This is a genomic window from Aeromonas intestinalis (genome assembly GCF_054052485.1).
Window position 1 is genome coordinate 23,471 of sequence record NZ_JBSTYK010000007.1, and the last position, 18,636, is coordinate 42,106.

14 protein-coding genes are annotated in these 18,636 nt (G+C 62.3%); 9 read left to right on the plus strand and 5 right to left on the minus strand.

The window, feature by feature from the left end:
• Positions 1–356 precede the first annotated feature (356 nt).
• The 5 genes from ACW5W7_RS10405 to rplY all read left to right on the plus strand — a co-directional run bounded on the left by ACW5W7_RS10405 (position 357) and on the right by rplY (position 7,393).
• Positions 357–1,427, plus strand: a complete 1,071-nt coding sequence (locus ACW5W7_RS10405; RefSeq protein WP_456501640.1) for a helix-turn-helix transcriptional regulator — start codon at positions 357–359, stop codon at positions 1,425–1,427.
• A gap of 84 nt (positions 1,428–1,511) precedes the next feature.
• On the plus strand, positions 1,512–1,934 hold the full coding sequence (locus ACW5W7_RS10410) for a CBS domain-containing protein (protein WP_349922203.1): 423 nt from the start codon (positions 1,512–1,514) through the stop codon (positions 1,932–1,934).
• A 167-nt stretch (positions 1,935–2,101) separates the two neighbouring features.
• Positions 2,102–6,001: an ATP-dependent RNA helicase HrpA gene (gene hrpA, locus ACW5W7_RS10415; protein WP_456501641.1), complete on the plus strand. Its 3,900-nt coding sequence runs from the start codon at positions 2,102–2,104 to the stop codon at positions 5,999–6,001.
• A gap of 99 nt (positions 6,002–6,100) precedes the next feature.
• Positions 6,101–6,922 (plus strand): hypothetical protein, encoded by an 822-nt coding sequence (locus tag ACW5W7_RS10420; protein WP_456501642.1) that lies wholly within the window; start codon positions 6,101–6,103, stop codon positions 6,920–6,922.
• A 183-nt stretch (positions 6,923–7,105) separates the two neighbouring features.
• On the plus strand, positions 7,106–7,393 hold the full coding sequence (gene rplY / locus ACW5W7_RS10425; protein WP_303804487.1) for a 50S ribosomal protein L25: 288 nt from the start codon (positions 7,106–7,108) through the stop codon (positions 7,391–7,393).
• Between the two features lie 128 nt (positions 7,394–7,521).
• Here rplY and ACW5W7_RS10430 read toward each other — a convergent pair whose 3' ends face one another.
• Genes ACW5W7_RS10430 through selD form a run of 3 tightly spaced genes read right to left on the minus strand, consistent with a single transcriptional unit; the run spans position 7,522 to position 10,324 of the window.
• Positions 7,522–8,166 (minus strand): MBL fold metallo-hydrolase, encoded by a 645-nt coding sequence (locus ACW5W7_RS10430; protein ID WP_456501643.1) that lies wholly within the window; start codon positions 8,164–8,166, stop codon positions 7,522–7,524.
• Complete coding sequence (gene mnmH, locus ACW5W7_RS10435) at positions 8,160–9,290, minus strand: tRNA 2-selenouridine(34) synthase MnmH (protein ID WP_456501644.1); 1,131 nt, start codon at positions 9,288–9,290, stop codon at positions 8,160–8,162. Before mnmH ends, ACW5W7_RS10430 begins: the two co-directional genes overlap by 7 nt.
• Positions 9,287–10,324 (minus strand): selenide, water dikinase SelD, encoded by a 1,038-nt coding sequence (selD, locus tag ACW5W7_RS10440; protein WP_456501645.1) that lies wholly within the window; start codon positions 10,322–10,324, stop codon positions 9,287–9,289. Before selD ends, mnmH begins: the two co-directional genes overlap by 4 nt.
• Before the next feature lie 310 nt (positions 10,325–10,634).
• On the opposite strand from selD, the gene ACW5W7_RS10445 reads away from it, so the two are divergent.
• Complete coding sequence (locus tag ACW5W7_RS10445) at positions 10,635–11,099, plus strand: EamA family transporter (RefSeq protein WP_456501646.1); 465 nt, start codon at positions 10,635–10,637, stop codon at positions 11,097–11,099.
• 106 nt (positions 11,100–11,205) lie between these two features.
• Positions 11,206–11,850: a glutathione S-transferase family protein gene (locus ACW5W7_RS10450; protein ID WP_456501647.1), complete on the plus strand. Its 645-nt coding sequence runs from the start codon at positions 11,206–11,208 to the stop codon at positions 11,848–11,850.
• Positions 11,851–11,936: 86 nt separating this feature from the next.
• Here the strand turns inward: ACW5W7_RS10450 and ACW5W7_RS10455 are convergent, their stop codons facing one another.
• Positions 11,937–13,130 carry a class I SAM-dependent methyltransferase gene (locus ACW5W7_RS10455; RefSeq protein WP_456501648.1) on the minus strand — a complete coding sequence of 398 codons (1,194 nt, stop codon included), beginning with the start codon at positions 13,128–13,130 and terminating at the stop codon, positions 11,937–11,939.
• Between the two features lie 309 nt (positions 13,131–13,439).
• On the opposite strand from ACW5W7_RS10455, the gene ACW5W7_RS10460 reads away from it, so the two are divergent.
• Positions 13,440–16,655: an ExeM/NucH family extracellular endonuclease gene (locus tag ACW5W7_RS10460; protein WP_456501649.1), complete on the plus strand. Its 3,216-nt coding sequence runs from the start codon at positions 13,440–13,442 to the stop codon at positions 16,653–16,655.
• 173 nt (positions 16,656–16,828) lie between these two features.
• Here ACW5W7_RS10460 and ACW5W7_RS10465 read toward each other — a convergent pair whose 3' ends face one another.
• Positions 16,829–18,259, minus strand: a complete 1,431-nt coding sequence (locus tag ACW5W7_RS10465; protein ID WP_456501650.1) for a methyl-accepting chemotaxis protein — start codon at positions 18,257–18,259, stop codon at positions 16,829–16,831.
• 82 nt (positions 18,260–18,341) lie between these two features.
• On the opposite strand from ACW5W7_RS10465, the gene ACW5W7_RS10470 reads away from it, so the two are divergent.
• Complete coding sequence (locus ACW5W7_RS10470) at positions 18,342–18,614, plus strand: acylphosphatase (protein ID WP_434668117.1); 273 nt, start codon at positions 18,342–18,344, stop codon at positions 18,612–18,614.
• Positions 18,615–18,636: the final 22 nt, after the last annotated feature.

Genomic DNA, 18,636 nt, shown 5'->3' on the forward strand with positions numbered 1-18,636 from the left:
ATTCACCAAAAAATAACAAATTGAAAGGAAAGAGTCGTATGGATTTCATGCTGCCAGAGCCAGACGGGATCGCTTGAAGCCAGTGATGAGGCAGGGCTGCTGCCTCGGGGAAGAGGAGGGGATAGGCAGGCGGTGGCGTCGACGGGGCGCTTTGGAATAGAAACTGTCTTTAAACGATTAGGAAAAGTTGAAACATTAGTTCGGATTTATAAACTTTTTTTACCATCTTCATATGTATCGTTTTCATGACTATTCATGGATTAGTTATAAAGGCTTTATTGATTTGATGGCTTCTCGAGTTTCCCATTGCAGAGTAAGATGCCTCTTCAATAAAAATAAGAATTAGGAGTTCGGGTGTGAAGGCATTAGTAAAAGAAAGGATATCGCCCTATATCAGCCAGTTATATGAGTGCGGTATTAATGATTCTGACATTAAGTTGGTGGTGGACCAATTTCGCGTTGATCTATCCGGCAGCTCGTCCCTGTTTTTATTGCGGGATGATGACAAGAGCGCCGGTATCAAGCTCTTTGCGAGCGGCTTGACCGAGGCCCAACAGCAGTTTTATGTGCAACACCATCGCCAGGATGTGTGGTTCAATCATTATCTGGACAAGGGCTGCCAGGGGATCGTCAACGCCAATGCCATCTCCAGCTCACCGGGTCTGCTGGCGAGTTTTGGTGCCCAATATGCGGCGGGCGGCGTCTGCCGGGTGAAGGGGCGGGGCCTCAGCAGTCTGTGCAGTTATCGTGGCAGCACCCAGGATGATTTCAGCGCCCAGGATATCTCTTCCCTCGGCGAGATCTATTCCGGCCTGGCGGCCTGGAGTCAGCACTATTGGAACCTGCTCGCCCTGGAAACGCAGAATTATCAGCTACAACAACTGGTTAAAAACCATAATAAACCCAGTGCCATCATTGATGATAAAGGGCATATTCATTATTCCAATGTGGCGTTCAATCGTATCTCCGATGAAAATGTGGAGCTGCGGGCGAGCAATGGCATTTTTTCGCTGCAAAATAAGGATCAGCAACGCCAGTTCAAGGAGATATTGAACGGCTTCTCCTATTTGTTGCCGGGGGCCAGCGCTTATATGTCTATTCCCCGCCAGGCGGATTTGCGACCGCTGCTGGTGCAATGCACCCTGATGAGTGGCCTCAGCCGCTTCGAGCGCTATGTGGAAGTGGTGCTGCGCGACCCCGAGCACGCCTTCAACCCGGACATCGAAGCCCTGGCCAGCCTCTATCCTCTCACCATCGGCGAGAAAGAGCTGCTGGTGCTGATGAGCAAGGGGTACAGCAGCAATGACATCGCCGTGTTGCGCGGGGTCAAGGTAGAGACGGTGCGATCCACCCTGAAGGGGGTCTTCAAGAAGACGGATTGCCACAGTCAGAACGAGTTGCTGCTGTTGCTGCAGTCCATCTCCTGATCTTCGGCAGGCTATGCTTAGAGTGAGCCGGACATCCTGCCCGGCTTGCGCCTCCCGCCCGGGAGGCCAGTTGGGGGAAGCGTCATGGAATCACTCAAGGCGAAGGATTATATGCAGACCCGGCCCATCACGTTCAGCGCAGACATGATGGTACAGACCGCCGTCACCAAGTTTCTCAACAGCCATCAGCTCGGGGGCCCCGTGGTGGATCCCCAGGGCCACCTGATCGGCTGGGTGTCGGAGCAGGACTGCATCGCCGTCATGCTCAAGGAGGCCTATCACTGCGAGCAGGTGGCCCAGGTCAGGGATGTGATGCGCAAGGAGGTGCTGGCGGTCGACCCCGACACCAGCATTCTGGAGCTGGCGGAGATGATGATGGGCCAGAAGCCCAAGATCTATCCGGTGGTGGAAGGGGGGCGGTTGCTTGGCGTCATCAGTCGCCACAACGTGATGCAGGCCATTCATGCCCAGCTCGGCACCTGCTTCGTGCATCAGGCCAGGGTGTGACCTAAGCTGGCTCGTGACGGGAGCAGGTCGAATACCTGCTCTTTTTATTTCTGCCAACTGCCTTCATCCGCCAGGAGGTGCTTTAAGGCTTGCACCCTTTCCCCCCGCTCTTTAGGATCTGCCCCAGCTATCGGCCCCTTGCGGGCTTCTCATAAGGAATCAGTACCTTGTCTCTCTCTCTCGAGGCGCTGCGCCGCCGCTTGTCCGCCTGCATGAATCTCGACGCCAGTCGTCTCTCCAGCCGTCTGCACGGGGTCAAGAAGCTGCCAGAGGCCAAACAGGCCACCATGCTGGCGACCATAGCCGCGGATCTGGACCTGGCCGAAGCGCGCTACCAGTCTCGTCTGGCGGGCGTCCCCAGGGTCACCTATCCGGACAACCTGCCGGTCAGCCAGAAGCAGGCGGAGATCGCCCGCGCCATCCAGGATCATCAGGTGGTGATCATCGCCGGCGAAACCGGCTCCGGCAAGACCACCCAGATCCCGAAGATCTGTCTGGCGCTGGGGCGCGGGGTGAAAGGTTATATCGGCCACACCCAGCCGCGGCGCCTGGCGGCCCGCACCGTGGCGGCCCGCATCGCCGAGGAGATGGAGTCAGAGCTCGGTCAGTACGTGGGCTACAAGGTGCGCTTCACGGATCAGGTGAGCGAGCAGACCCACATCAAGCTGATGACCGATGGCATCCTGCTGGCGGAGATCCAGCATGACCGTATGCTGACCCAGTACGACACCATCATCATCGATGAGGCACACGAGCGCAGCCTCAACATCGACTTCATTCTGGGCTACCTCAAGCAACTGTTGCCGAAGCGGCCGGATCTCAAGGTGATCATCACTTCGGCCACCATCGATCCCCAGCGCTTCTCCCGCCACTTCAACCAGGCACCCGTCATCGAGGTGTCCGGTCGCACCTACCCCGTGGAGGTGCGCTATCGGCCCCTGATGGAGGGGGAAGGGGATCGCGACGAGCTGCAGGGCATCTTCGATGCGGTGGAAGAGCTGGCCCGGGAAGGGCTCGGTGACATCCTCATCTTCATGAACGGCGAGCGGGAGATCCGCGACACCGCCGATGCCTTGCGCAAGCTGAACCTGCGAGACACCGAGGTGCTGCCGCTCTATGCGCGCCTCTCCAACGCCGAGCAGAACAAGGTGTTCCAGCAGCATGCCGGACGACGCATCGTGCTCGCCACCAACGTGGCGGAGACCTCCCTCACCGTGCCCGGTATCCGTTACGTTATCGATCCCGGTACCGCTCGCATCAGTCGCTACTCCTGGCGCACCAAGGTGCAGCGCCTGCCCATCGAGCCCGTCTCCCAGGCGAGTGCGAACCAGCGTAAAGGGCGCTGCGGCCGGGTAGCCGACGGTATCTGTATTCGCCTCTACGCCGAGGAGGATTTCAACAATCGCCCGGCGTTTACCGACCCCGAGATCCTGCGCACCAACCTGGCCTCCGTCATCTTGCAGATGCTGGCGCTCGGCCTTGGCAACATGGAAGCCTTCCCCTTCGTCGAGCCACCTGAATCCCGCCACATCAAGGACGGCCTGACCCTGCTCAAGGAACTGGAAGCAGTCAGGGAACTGCCTGCCCGCCAGCTGAATGGACGGGAGCTGGAAGAGAAACTGCAGCTTACCGAGACCGGTCGCCAGCTGTCGCGCATCCCCCTTGATCCGAGATTGGCAAAAATGGTGATCACGGCGGCGCAGACCGGGTGCCTGAGTGAGGTCATGGTGATCACCGCGGGGCTGAGCATTCAGGATCCCCGCGAGCGCCCCATGGAGAAGAAGCAGGCCGCGGACGAGCAGCACCGGCGTTTCGAGGACAAGGATTCCGACTTCCTCGCCTTCGTGAACCTCTGGAATTACCTCAAAGAGCAGCAGGATGTGCTCGGCAGCAACCCGTTCCGCCGCCTGTGTCAGAAGGAGTTTCTCTCCTACCTGCGGGTGCGCGAATGGCAGGATATCCACTTCCAGCTGCGCCAGACGGTCAAAGAGCTTGGCTTTAAAACCAATGCGGAGCCGGCGGATTTCAAGACGGTGCACTGCGCCCTGTTGACGGGCCTGCTCAGCCATATCGGCAACAAAGATCTGGAGAAGCCCGAGTTTCTCGGTGCCCGCAATGGCCGCTTCCACCTGTTCCCGGCGTCGGGTCTGTTCAAGAAGCCGCCCAAATGGGTGATGGCCGCTGAACTGGTGGAGACCTCGCGCCTCTACGCCCGCATCAACGGCAAGATTGAACCCGAGTGGGTGGAGCCGCTCGCCGGCCATCTCATCAAGCTGCATCACAGCGACCCCCACTGGTCGAAGAAAAATGGCGCCGTCATGGCCAAGGAGAAGGTGACCCTCTATGGCCTGACTCTGGTCAACGAGCGCCTCATCAACTTCAGCCGCATCGATCCCGCCCAGTGTCGTGAGCTCTTCATCCGCCGCGCCCTGGTGGAGGGGGATTTCGAGACCCGTCACCGTTTCTTTGGCGAGAACAGAAAACTCTTAGCCGAGGTGGAGGCGCTGGAGCACAAGTCCCGGCGCCGGGACATCCTGGTGGATGACGAGGACTTGTTCCGCTTCTACGATGCGCGCCTGCCGGAGGAGATCATCTCGGCCCGCCACTTCGACAAGTGGTGGAAGGAGGCGCAGAAGCAGGATCCCGAGCGGCTCAACTTCGAAAAAGAGATGTTGATGAAGGGGGATGCGGCCCACATCAGCGATCTCGACTACCCCAACCTCTGGCAGCAGGGGCGCCTCAAGCTCAAGCTGACTTACCAGTTTGAACCGGGGGAGGCGGCCGATGGCGTCACCCTGCATATCCCATTGCCGCTGCTCAATCAGGTGGAGGTGAAGGGTTTCGAGTGGCTGATCCCGGGGATGCGCCACGAGCTCTTGGTGGCCCTCATCAAGTCCCTGCCCAAACCCATGCGCAAGAACTTCGTGCCGGCACCGAACTACGCCGATGCCCTGCTCGCCAGCATCAGCCCGGAGCAGGGGCCGCTGCTCGACGAGATGGAGCGCCAGCTGCGCCGCATGACCGGGGTCACCGTGCCCCGCGAAGCCTGGGACTGGGCTGCGGTGCCCGATCACCTGAAACTCACCTTCCGGGTGGTGGACGAGAAACAGAAAAAGGTCGCGGAAGGCAAAGATCTGGAGGCGCTGAAAGAATCCCTGCGTGGCAAGGTACAAGAGACCCTCTCCCAGGTGGCGGACGATGACATCGAGCAGTCCGGCCTCACCCTGTGGAGCTTTGGCGAGTTGCCGAGGGAATACAGCCAGAAGCGGGCCGGATTCGAGGTCAAAGCCTATCCGGCATTGGTGGACGAGAAGGACTCGGTCTCCATCCAGCTGGTGGAGAGCCCGGCGGCGCAGCAGCAACTGATGTGGGCGGGCCAACGACGGCTGGTGCTGCTGGGGGTGCCATCCCCCATCAAGTACCTGCAGGAGAAGCTGCCAAACAAAGCCAAGCTCGGCCTCTATTTCAACCCCTTCGGCAAGGTGGCCGATCTCATCGATGACTGCATCGCCTGCGGCTGTGACAAGCTCATCGAGCAGCACGGCGGCCTGGCCTGGGACGAGGCGGGTTTCGAGTCGCTCAAGGAGTTTGTGCGCGCCGAGCTCAACGATGCGGTGGTAGAGGTGGCCAAGCAGGTGGAGGCCGTGCTGACGCTGTCCCATGAGATCAAGAAGCGGCTCAAGGGCAAGATGCAGCTCGACACGGCCTTTGCCATGTCGGATATCCAGTTGCAGCTGGACAAGCTCATCCACAAGGGATTCGTCACCGAGACCGGCTGGCAGCGGCTGCCGGACTTGCTGCGCTACCTGCGCGCCATCGAGCGACGCCTCGAGAAGCTGGCCATCGATCCGAACCGGGATCGGGTCTACATGCTGAAAGTGCAGAGCGTGGAGTCTGAATACAAGGCGCTGCTCGCCAAGATCCCGAAATCCCAGCTGATCCCGGTCGAGGTCGCCAACATCCGCTGGATGATAGAGGAGTTGCGCGTCTCCTTCTTCGCCCAGCAACTGGGCACCCCCTATCCGGTTTCCGATAAACGGGTGCTCAATGCCATAGCCCAGTGCTAAGCTGCTATCTATCTGTTTTCCTGAATCATTGTGTGATGGACGGAGAAACAGGGGAAAGAGCGAGAGTGGTGCGCATAAAAAAGAGGGGGAGGTGCAACTATGTGGGGGATCTGGTTGGGGGCTGCGCTGGTCAATATCAGCGGCTATCAGCCCATCGCGGAGCAGACCTGGGTGCAGCTCAATCCGGACTATTATCCGGCGCACCGTGCCGTGCCGCCCATCTTCGTGGCCTGGCGGGGCAATCAGTTCCCGCCCCTGGAGCAGAAGCAGAAAAACGGCCGCTGGCAGATCCTCTTCCCCGCCCGCCTGGTGCCCCCGTTTGACCTGTTCGAGGGGGAGGCCCAGCTTTCCAAGGCCTATCTGGCGCGCCTCAAGCGTATCGACGAGATGGCCTATGGGGTGGCCCCCCAGCAGAGCGCACCGGTTCAGGCGCTGGCTGCCACGGACATGGCACCCGGGATGCAACCCTTCATTGCCGAATTCTCCTTGCCTGTGCGGGGCGGGGTGCGGTTGACCGCCGGCGAACCTCTGCTGGCCAAGCTGGGGTATGGCACCAATCAAGGGAGCCTCACCCAGCTGGCCTCCCGCCCCATGGGCGTCCCGGAGCAAGCCGGGGAGACCACGCTGACACTGTCGCCCCCCGCCGCCGGGGGCGAGCAGCCTTGTCATCAGGTAGCGGCAGGGGAGACCCTGTGGCGCATCGCGAGCATGCTGGTCTCCCAGGAGGGAGGGCGCGGGAACGATACCTACAGCTATCTGCTGGCGCTGGTGGAGGAGAATCGCACCAGCATGGGGGCGGGGATCCGGGTCAAGACCGGTCAGCGCCTCTACTGTCCCAGGGCCGAGACCCTGGCCCAGTTCGATGCCATGAGCCCGGCCCAGCGCCAGCAGCAGTTTGCCCGCCTGGAGCAGGGGCGCTGAAGGAAGAGGAACCTTGCCGCCCGTGGCGCTGCGCCGTATCGGCCGAGCCTTCGGGATAATGCGGTGAAGCGCGGCCCGCGGCTTGTATCCACCAAGACCCCATGCTAGTATTCGCGCTCGTTTTGCGAGGTGCTGACCGGTCGCAGTCAACACCATACATTCATCTTAAAAGAGATAACTACTATGTCTTTCGTATTCCAAGCTGAAGTCCGTTCTGACCTGGGGAAAGGTGCGAGCCGCCGCCTGCGTCATGCTGACCAAGTTCCTGCCATCGTTTACGGTGCAGGCAAAGAAGCCGTGTCCATCACCCTGGACCACAAAAAGCTGATCCTGGCCCAAGAGAAGCCGGAGTTCTACTCCTCCGAGCTGACCCTGGTCATCAATGGCGAAGAAGTCAAAGTGAACGTGAAGGCTATCCAGCGTCACCCGGTTCGCTACAAGCTGGTTCACCTGGACTTCGTACGCATCTAATTGCGTCAGTCCCGTTGAATGAAAAGCCACTCCCCGGAGTGGCTTTTTGCATTCTGGCGTTAGCACCAAGGCGTGAGTCTAAAAAGAAGGGCGACCCAAGGGTCGCCCTTCTGTTGTGGGGAGCAGCCCTACCAGGCCGGCTGGGTGAGGTAGGGGTTGCTGACCCGCTCGTGGCCGAAAGTGGAGCTGGGACCGTGGCCCGGGATGAAGACGATGTCATCTCCCAGCGGCAGCAAGGTCTCGGTGATCGAGCGAATGAGGGTGGCGTGATCGCCACGGGGGAAGTCGGTGCGGCCGATGCCGCCGGCGAAGAGCACGTCACCAACCCAGGCGAGGCGCTCGGCCTGGCTCAGCAGGATCACGTGCCCCGGGGTGTGGCCCGGGCAGAAATAGACCGCCAGTTCGCAGTTGCCAAGCGCCACCTTGTCCCCCTGCGCCAACCAGACGTCCGGGGCAAAGGCCGGGGTGTGGGGGAAGCCGAACATCTGGCTCTGCCTGGGCAGCATGTCGAGCCAGAAGGCATCTTCCCGGTGGGGGCCCGTGATGCTCACCCCGGTGCGGGTGCGCAGCTCGGCGGCGGCGCCCACGTGATCCAGATGGCCGTGGGTCAGCAGGATCATCGAGAGCGTCAGCCCGTGCTTCTCGATGGCGGCCAGCAGCCGATCTGCCTCGCCACCCGGGTCGATGAGCGCCGCCTGGCGAGTCTCGTCACACCAGATGAGGGAGCAGTTCTGGGCAAAGGGAGTGACTGGAATGATTTCAAATTTCAGCATGTCTGGCTATCCACGTTAGATCCACTGGCGACTTGTTCTGCGAAATAGGCGAGGCACGCCGCTTTATCGCCTCTGAAACGGATCCGCTCCCGCTTGTTGTCGAGCTGATAGAGGTACATGGGGTCGTAGTAGCGGGTCAGCAGCAGCCGGATCCAGGCCAGATGCAGCTCGGTGTTGCCACTGCTGGCCTGCTCGGCGAGGGCGGCCTGCATCAGGGCATCCAGCTCCCGGTGATCCTTGTCCCCGAGGCGCCGCTTGAGGCGAGCCAGGGCATCGGTCAAATAGCTGGCAAACAGCGGCCAGCCTTCCTCGGCCCCGTACATCTCCTGATAGCGCTGCCAGAGATCTTGCACGTAATCGATGCGGATCTGCTCGGCCCGCTCGGCTTGCGGCACGTCCACCACCACCAGCGGCGCCTGACACATGGCCTCATAGAGGTTCAGCGGCAGGGCGCAGCGACCGATGAGGCGGCTCTCATCCTCCACCACGAAGGCGGATTCCCCGAGGTGGCGACGCTTGAGCAGTTCGATGGCGAGCTTGTTCTCGAAGTTGATGTTGCTGGGCTGACCACCCGGCAGTTGACCGAAGGAGGAGCCCCTGTGATGGGCGTGCCCCTCCAGGTCCACCGCCTGGGCAACCTGCTCCAGCATGTGGGTCTTGCCGGAGCCCGTCATGCCGGTCAGCACCGTCCAGTGACATTCGGCCGAGGCGCTCGCCTGGGTATCGATGAGGAAGCGGCGCAGATCCTTGTAGCCGCCAGCCACCCGGGGGCGGGTAACGCCAGCCTCATGTAGCCACTGCTGCACCGTCTGGGAGCGCAGACCGCCCCGGAAGCAATAGAGCAGGGCATCGGGCTGCTGGCGCAGGTGCGCCAGCCAGCCTTCCATGCGTTTGGCGCGCACATCGCCGCCCACCAGTTGGTGTCCGAGGGCGATGGCGGCGGCCTGGCCCTGCTGCTTGAAGCAGGTACCGACCTGGGCGCGCTCATCGTCGGTCATCAGCGGCAGGTTGACGGCCTGGGGGAAGGCCCCTTCGTTGAACTCGATGGGGGCGCGCAGGTCGATGAGCGGCACATCGTCCAGGAAGATGCGGGCCAGATCCGTCGCCTGGGGCAAGGCACTCATTGGATGACCTCGATAAAGCGTGCACCAACGAGGGGTTTCATCACCCCGACGGGGGAGAGGGAGAGGCCGGCCTCGGCGGCGATGGCCAGCAGCTCGGCCTCGCTCTCTTTGCTCACCGCCACCAGCAGGCCGCCGCTGGTCTGCGGGTCGCACAGGATGTTGCGGGTGCGATCGTCCATGGCATCGAGCTTGTGGCCGTAGGAGTCGTGATTGCGCAGGGTACCGCCCGGGACGCAGCCCTCGCTGAGGTAGTGGTCTACCTCGGGCAACAGCGGCAGGGCGTTGAAGTCGAGGCGGGCAGAGAGTTGGGAGCCCTCGCACATCTCCAGCAGATGGCCGGCCAGACCAAAGCCGGTGACGTCCGTCATGGCGTGCACGCCCGGGAGCGCGGCGAAGCGCTGGCCAATCTTGTTGAGGGTACACATGGCCGCGGGGGCCAGTTGTTCGTGCTCGGGCTTGAGCTTGCCCTTCTTCTGGGCCGTGGTGAGGATGCCGATGCCAAGGGGCTTGGTCAGGTAGAGCACATCGCCCGCCTTGGCGGTGTCGTTCTGCTTGATGGCATCGAGCGACACTATGCCGGTCACCGCCAGGCCGAAGATGGGCTCGGGGGCGTCGATGCTGTGACCACCGGCAAGCGAGATCCCCGCCTCGTGGCACACCTGGCGGCCGCCGTCGATCACCTGCTGGGCCACTTCCGGCGCGAGCGTATTGATGGGCCAGCCGAGAATGGCGATGGCGACGATGGGCTTGCCCCCCATGGCGTAGATGTCGCTGATGGCGTTGGTGGCGGCGATACGGCCGAAGGTGAAGGGGTCATCGACGATGGGCATGAAGAAGTCGGTGGTGGAGACGATGCCCTGACCGTTGCCGATGTCCACCACGGCGGCGTCATCCTTGCTGCTGTTGCCGACGATGAGGGTCGGGTCATCAAATCCCGGGATCTGGCTCTTGAGAATGGTGTCGAGCACCTTGGGGGATATTTTGCAGCCGCAGCCAGCGCCGTGGCTGTATTGGGTGAGACGAATGGAAGACATACTGACCCCTCTTGGTTCAAGCTCGCGTGAAGCGGTGCGATATGGGTGCGGTCATCCCATTGCGGACAATCGCAGAAAACGGGTGGGTCCGGGTGGCGGGACGAGTGAGCCGGCGCGCCCTCTGAAGGGGCCCAGGCTGAGCCACCCAGGGCCACGGGACGGGGCATTATGCCACAAAGAGGATGAGGGATCCGATCCGCAATTGAAGGGGGGAGCGCTCATGGCCACCAAGGGGCGCCTCGACGAGTTCCCTGTCACTCTCTGCCGGCTCTGCTACAACTAGCTCACCCCCCGGATGCAAGGTATCACCATGAGTAGCACGTTTTTCACCTCTTTTTTCTCCAACCTGAACTGGTTTGGCTGGGCCCTGCTGTCGGCCTGCTTCGCCGCCCTGACCGCCATCTGCGCCAAGGTGGGGGTGGCGCAGATCAATGCGGATCTGGCGACCCTGATCCGCACCGCCATCATCTTCCTGCTGCTCTGCCTCTATGTGGCCGCCACCCGGCAGTGGAGCAATCCGCTGTCGATCTCCGGCCACAGCTGGCTGTTCCTCGGCCTCTCCGGACTCGCCACCGGGGCCTCCTGGCTCTGCTACTTCCGCGCCCTGCAGCTTGGCAACGCCGCCCAGGTGGCCCCCATCGACAAGTTCAGCCTGGTGCTGGTGGTGGTGTTCGCCGTTCTGTTTCTGGGGGAGCGTCCCTCCCTGCGGGAGTGGTTCGGCATCGGTCTCATCGCCAGCGGGGTCATGGTGCTCGCCTTCAAGCCGCAAGGTTAGTGGCGAGATAGTCGTTTTGTGGAACAAATGACTGCCAGTTTTGGATTGTCTGGCGTAACTGATATGCAAAGACTGGGAATGCAACAGAATACAAGGAGTCGGTGAGATGAAACTCTATGCCCATCCCTTCTCGTCCTACAGCCAGAAGGTGTTGATCGCCCTCTACGAGAATGCTCTCTCGTTCGAGTACCACAACCTGGAATCCCCCACGGTGAAGACCGAGCTAGCCAGTCTCTGGCCCCTCAAGCGCTTTCCCGTGCTGGTGGATGAGGGGCGTACCCTGCTCGAGAGCAGCACCATCATCGAGTACCTGCAACTGCGCCACCCCGGCCCTGGCACCCTGGTGCCTGCGGGGGAGGCGGGCATCGAGGTACACATGCTGGATCGCCTGTTCGACAACTATGTGATGAGCCCCATGCAGAAGGTGGTGCTGGACAAGCTGCGCCCGGCGACCGAGTACGACAGTTTCGGGGTGGCCGAGGCGCGGGCCATGCTGGACAAGATCTACCCCTGGCTGGACCAGCACCTCGCCGGGCGAGTCTGGGCGGCGGGGGAGTACTTTACCCTGGCCGACTGCGCCGCCGCGCCTGCGCTCTTCTACGCCGACTGGGCCCACGAGATCCCGTCCACCTGCCCCCAGCTTCGGGCCTATCGTGCCCGCCTGCTCGCCCGCCCCAGCGTTGCCCGGGTGGTGGACGAGGCCAGACCCTATCGCCACTACTTCCCCCTGGGAGCGCCCCAGCGGGACTGAGGTGAAAGTCTCAATAAGAAACAGGCCCGCAGCGATGGCGGGCCTGTTTGATCAGGGTATTGGTGCTTTAACCGATCAGGGGAAGATCAGCGGGCGCGCACCACCAGCCCCTTGAGGTAGAAGCCTTCCGGGTAGGCGGTACCGATGGGGTGATCGGAGGCCTGGGACAAGAGCTCCAGGATCTGGGCGTCGCGGCCGGCGTCGAGCGCCGCATCCGCCACTATCTTCTGGAACAGGCTCTGCTCCATCAGGCCGGAGCAGGAGTAGGTCAAGAGCACGCCGCCCGGCGCCAGCAGCTGGAAGGCCAGCATGTTGATGTCCTTGTAGCCGCGGCAGGCACCCAGCAACTGGGCCTTGCTCTCGGCAAACTTCGGCGGATCCAGCACGATGACGTCGAACTTCTCGCCCTTCTCGCGGTATTCCCGCAGCAGCTTGAACACGTCGTGACGCACGAACTGGGTGTTGGTGGTATCCAGACCGTTCAGCTCGGCGTTCTGGCGGGCGATGTCCAGGGCGTTTTGGGAGAGATCCACGTTGACCACTTCCCTGGCGCCTCCCTTGAGGGCATAGACGCCGAAACCACCGGTGTAGCAGAAGCAGTTGAGCACCCGCTTGCCTTCAGTGTATTTCGCTGCCGCCAGGCGATTGTCCCGCTGATCCAGATAGAAACCCGTCTTGTGACCGTTACGAATGTCTACAAGGATCTTGACGCCGCCGTTCTCCTCGATGACCACGGGGTCGGTCGGGGTTTCGCCATAGATGACGCCGGTGCGCTCCTTCAGCCCTTCCTTCTTGCGCACTGCGACATCTGAGCGCTCATAGATGCTGCACTCGGGGTAGAGGGTGCGCAGAGCCTGGGTGATGAGCTCGCGCTGGAACTCGGCGCCGGCCGAGAGGATCTGGCACACCAGGAAATTGGCATAGCGGTCTATGGTCAGGCCTGGCAGGCCGTCGGACTCGGCGGCGCAGAGGCGATAGCCGGTCAGACCCTGGCGCTTGATCAGCGGGTCACGAGACTCCTGGGCGTACTGGAGACGGCGGATGAAGAAGCCCAGATCGACGGTCTCGTCCTTGTCGAAGGTCCAGACCCGGGCGCGGATCTGGGAGCTGCCGGACCAGGCGCCGCGGGCGAGCCACTTGCCATCGTTGGCGTAGATCTCGACGGTGTCGCCATCGATGGGGGTGCCTTGCACCTTGTCGATCCCCTTGGAGAAGATCCAGGGGTGACGGCGCAGCAGGGACTTTTCGCGGCCTTTGACGAGATAGATGGAAGCGCTCATGGGGGTTACCGATACCAGAATAAGAGGGGGCGTATTTTAGTGGCAAGCCGGGCTTTACGCCAGCCTTGTCGCAGGCTTTCAGGGGCACGCCATGACGGGGACAGTTGTTAAACCCTGGGGTAAATCTCAGCCTTATCTGTCACTTGCCAGCAACAAACTTCTGCAATTGTTAGCCAGCTCGCGGTGCCTCAAGGGAAAAACGGGCAGAATATGTGCGTCGTATGACTCTTTGTACGGCATGTTCACAAGGTGCGGCGATCACCCGATCGCGATTCAACTGGCAACAATAATCAAGAAGGAAAACTGACGATGTCAGGAAGACACTCCCTGCTGGCCCTCTCGGTCGCCTTGGCGCTGTCCGGCCAGGCCCAGGCCCAGCTGCTCATTACGGAATACCTGGAAGGATCCGGCAACAACAAGGCGCTGGAGCTGAGCAACCTCGGTGCAAATACGCTGGATCTCGGACAATACCGCCTCGCTCTCTATGCCAATGGCCGCGCCCTGGCGGCCGGCCCCACCAACAGCCTGACGCTGCAAGGCACCCTGGCTCCCGGTGCCAGCCTGGTGCTGGCGCACCCCTCGGCGCTGCCCGCGACCCTGGCCAAGGCCAGTCAGACCAGTGGCAACCTGGTGTTCAACGGCGACGATGGGCTGGTGCTCTATCGCGGCGACGAGATAGTCGACAGCCTGGGGCAGGTCGGGGTGGATCCCGGCACGGCCTGGGTCTCCGGCGCCGTCTCGACCCTGGACATGACCCTGCGGCGCAAGGCCAGCGTCAATCAGGGGCGTAACGATGCGACGGCGTCCTTCGACCCGGCCGCCGAATACCTGGCCTTCCCCCGGGATGAAGCGGCCGGGCTCGGTTGCAGCGGCGAGGATAACTGTGATGGCAGCCTGCCACCGGCCTTCGTCTGCCCGGTCGATCAGCTCATCCCGGTGCCCGCCATTCAGGGCACAGGTGATCGCAGCCCCCTGGTGCCCGCCGGCAAGTTTGAATCCGAAACCGCCTATGCCACCCGCGGCGTGGTGACCCAGGTGGTGAAGGGGCTCTACAAGGGCTTCTTCATCCAGGACGTGCAGGGGGATGGCGATCCCGCGAGCTCGGATGGCCTCTTCGTGCAGAGCAATCAGGTCAGTGCCGATCTGGTACCGGGCGCCGAGGTGTGCGTCTCGGGCAAGGTGAAGGAGTATTACAACCAGACCCAGCTCAGCGCCGATGCCATGACGGTGACCGAGCCCATGGTGGGCCTGGTGCCGGCGGTGGATCTGGTGCCGGTGGCGGGTGAGAGCCTGGCAACCCTGCTGGAGCGTCACGAGGGGATGCGAGTGCGGCTGGTGCCGGCCTCCAGCCTGGTGGTGACCCGCAATTTCAGCTTCGATTACGACGGCAAGCGCAACAACCTGGTGCTGGCCTACGGGGCACCCCTCATCAAGTCGACCCAGAAGTTCCCGGCCATGAGCACGGAGGCGAGCCAGTGGAGCGATCGCAATCGGGTGAACCAGCTGGTGGTGGAGACCGACGCCAAGGCGCCGGACGGTGTGCTGCCCTGGTATCCCGCCTTCGATGCCGAGCAGGGGTATCTGCGCATCGGCGATCGTCTGAACAACCTGGAGGGGGCCATTGGCTACTCCTATGACTTCTACCGGTTGGTGGCGGACAACCAGATAAGTCAGGGCGACGTGGATCACCGTGGCTGGGACAGGGTTGAGACCCCTGAGCTCGCCACGGCGGGGGATCTGCGGGTGGCGAGCTTCAACGTGCTGAACTTCTTCACCACAGTCGTGGGAGGGGATGCCAATCCCACCAACAGCAACCGGGGCGCCCTGACGGTGGGGGAGTTCGAGTTGCAGCGCACCAAGATTGTCAGCGCCATCACCCGCCTCAACGCGGACGTGGTGGGGCTGATGGAGATAGAGAACAACGGTTACGGTGACAACTCCGCCATCGCGAACCTGGTGAATGCCCTCAATGCCGCCCTGCCGGATGAGCAGGATCACTACGCCTTCGTTCACTCTCCCGATGGTCAGCCCATGGGAACGGACGCCATCACGGTGGGGCTCATCTACCGGCCCGCTCGAGTCAGCCTGGAGGGCGCGGCCCAGCTCATTCCGCTGCCGGTGCAGGTGGCCGAGGCCATCGACAGTGCGGGCAAGCCGGTCAGCATCCAGCAGGGAATGCGCGACTCCCTGCTGCAGCGCTTCACCTCGCCCAAAGGGGATGCGCCCCTGACCCTGGTGGTCAATCACCTCAAATCCAAGGGGTCGGCCTGTTATGAGGATTACCCCGATTATGTGAATGCCGACCCCCTGGATGGGCAGGGTCATTGCAACGCCCTGCGGGTCTCCGCCGCCAGGGTGCTGGGGGAGCGGCTCAAGCAGGAGCCGGGGGATCTGCTGGTGATCGGCGATCTCAACGCCTACGGGCTGGAGGATCCGGTGCGGGTGCTGACGGATTATGATCCCGCCGCCCAACCCCGCCAGATCATGAGTGCCGCCTTCACCCAGCTGGCGGGCCAGCCTTATGAGGAGCAGGCTACTGCGGTAGGCAAGGGGGCGGGGCTGGTCAACCTCAACACCCGGTTCCACGGCACCGATACCTACTCCTACAGCTATGAGGGGGAGCTCGGCAATCTGGATCACGCCCTGGCGAACCCGAGCCTCGCGCAGAAGGTGGTCGGCATCGAGGATTGGCACATCAACTCGGTGGAGAGCAACTTCTTCGAGTACGGCAACAAGTACTCGGGCCAGCTCGGCAAGTCCGAGGGGCCGTTCAGCGCCTCCGATCACGATCCCGTGCTGGTGGCCATCCAGTACCCCTTGCCCCCTGCCGGTGAACTCGGCCTGAGCCTGGGGGCTGCCCAGGTGGAGGAGGGCGGCACCCTGACCCTGGCGGTAGAGCGCAAGGGAGGCAGCCATGGCGCCGCCAGCGTGAGCTGGAGCGTGCAATATGGCAGCGCCGACAGTCAGGATGTGGCGCCGATCAGTGGTGTCTTGAACTGGTCTGATGGCGATGAGCAGGACAAAATATTGCAGATCCCGACCCTTTCCGATACGAAAAACGAGGGCGACGAGACCTTCACCCTGGTGCTACACGATGCGAGCGGAGCGGCCCTGGGGGCCCAGTCCCAGACCCTGGTGACCATCAAGGACAAACCGGCCCCCTCGACCATCTCGTTGCAAAGCGCGGTGATCAGGGTGAGCGAGGGGCAATGGCTGGCAGAGATCCCGCTGGTGCGCAGCGGCGATCTGAGCAAGCCGGCCCGCGCCCAGCTGGCGCTGGACAGTGGCACGGCCCGCTGGGGGCTGGACTTCCTGCCCTGGTTCGGTCAGTCCGTGAGCTGGGCTGCCGGTGAGGGAGGGGTCAAATCCATCAAGGTGCTGATCATCGACGACTGGTTCGTGGAGCCCACCGAGCAGTTCAGGGTCAGCCTGCAACGTCTGCAGGGGGCAGACGTCGGGCCCGTGCCGCAGAGCAGCGTCGAGATCCAGGACAATGACAAGTCCTGGTGGCCCTTCGGCCGCTGAGTCAGCGGGGCCGCGATGAGTGCAATACAAGGGACCTTCGGGTCCCTTTGTTGTGAGGGCGCGCGGCCTGCTGATCGGGGGCATGCAGACAGCGCCCACAAGCATTGACGCCCATCAAAAAGGCCATCCGTGGGATGGCCTTTTGCTGTGTCACTCAAATCAGAACAGAAGTATCAGATCCGCAGGCCCGTCATGGCCTGGGTCAACTCGGTCGCGGTGGCCTTGATGCCGGCAGTTCCGGCGACCGAGGCACTGGCGGCCTCTTCGACTCGGTTTGCCTCCTGACGCACCTGATCGAGATTGCGGCTGATCTCCTCGGCCACCGAGCTCTGCTCCTCGCTGGAGGTGGCAATCTGGGTGCTCATCTCCAGCACGGCGTCGCTGTGATGGCTCAGCTTGTCGATGTCCAGGCCCACCTCGGTGATGAGCTGCTGGCTGCTGGCGGCGCGCCCGACCGTCTTCTCCATGATGTCGTTGAGTGCCCCGGTGCCGGCCTGCAGCTCTTCGATCATCTGCTGAATTTCCACCGTGGCCTGCTGGGTGCGGCTGGCGAGGGTACGCACCTCGTCGGCCACCACGGCGAACCCGCGTCCCTGTTCGCCGGCCCGGGCCGCCTCGATGGCGGCGTTCAAGGCCAGCAGGTTGGTCTGCTGGGAGATGGCATTGATGACGCTGACCACTTCGTTGATGCGGTTGGCGTTGTGGGTGAGCCGCTCGACGGCGCCGGAGGCGTTGCCAATCTCGTCCGCCAGGGTACCGATGGCGCTGATGGTGCGCGCTACCCGCTCGGCACCGTTGGCGGCTTCCTCGCTGGACTGGCGGGTCTGCAGCAGGGTGTCGTTGGCATTGCGGGCTACTTCACGGATGGCGGCAGACATCTGCTCCATGGCGGCGGCCAGGGAGTCCATGTGCTGGCGTTGGGTACGGGCCAGGGTTTCACCGTCGCTGGCATGTTCGCGGAACTCGTCGGCGGCCATGGCCAGGGCCTCGGCGGACTCATCGACGAGTTGCACTATCTTGTGCTGACGGTCGGTGAACCTGTCGATGCTGCCCGCGAGGACGGAGAACTCGTCCCGCACCGGGAAGAAGTTGAGACGGAAGGTCAGATCCCCGTTTGCCACCGTCTGCAGTGCCTTGTTGGTGGAGTAGAGCGCCCCGGAGACGAAGGTCATCAGATAATGGGTGAGCAGGGCAAGCAGGGCGGCCAGCACGGCGATGATGGTGAGAGCCGTGCCTTGGCCCGTCCACATGGTCTCCCCGGCGGTATCAAGGGTGCCGGTGACGAAACCGGCCTGGCCCGCGCGTGCACTGTAGCTGTAGCGATCGCCTTGCTGCTGCAGGCCATCGCTGCCAGCCTGGCTCAGGGTCAGCTCGGCGGGGAGGGTGAGGGTCGGTTGCTGGCTCACCAGGGCGGCCGTGGTCTCGACCCGCAGCTTGAGTTGATCCAGTCGCAGCTGCATCTGCTGATCATGGCTATCGGCCAGCAGATACCAGGTGAGGGCGGCGATGAAGAGCAGGGGGCACCAGAAGGTGATGAGGAATTTTTCACTGATCGTGAGGTGAATGAGATAGCGGTCAACCCAACGAAATTTTACTTCTTTCATAATGATATGCTTCCTGCAGGGAAAAGAGAGTCGCCGTCATTATCGCCCTGGGGTGAATATTCTTGAGAAAAAGGTGCTGAAAATGGGAGAGCAATCGTTTGTCGTCCGGGTCTGGGGTCAGGTCCAGGGGGTGGGGTTTCGCTACTTCACCCGGGAGCGGGCGTTGCAGTTGGGGCTGCGGGGTCATGCCTACAACCTGGCGGACGGCTCGGTGGAGATCCTCATCGCCGGCCCTGAGCAGCAGGTACAGATGATGCTGGGCTGGCTGGAGCACGGCCCGCGGACCGCCACCGTCGAGAAAATGGAGTATGCCAAGGCATCGCCGCCCACGGGTCGCGGGTTTCATACCAACTGAGGGAGGGAAAGGAATGCAGCAG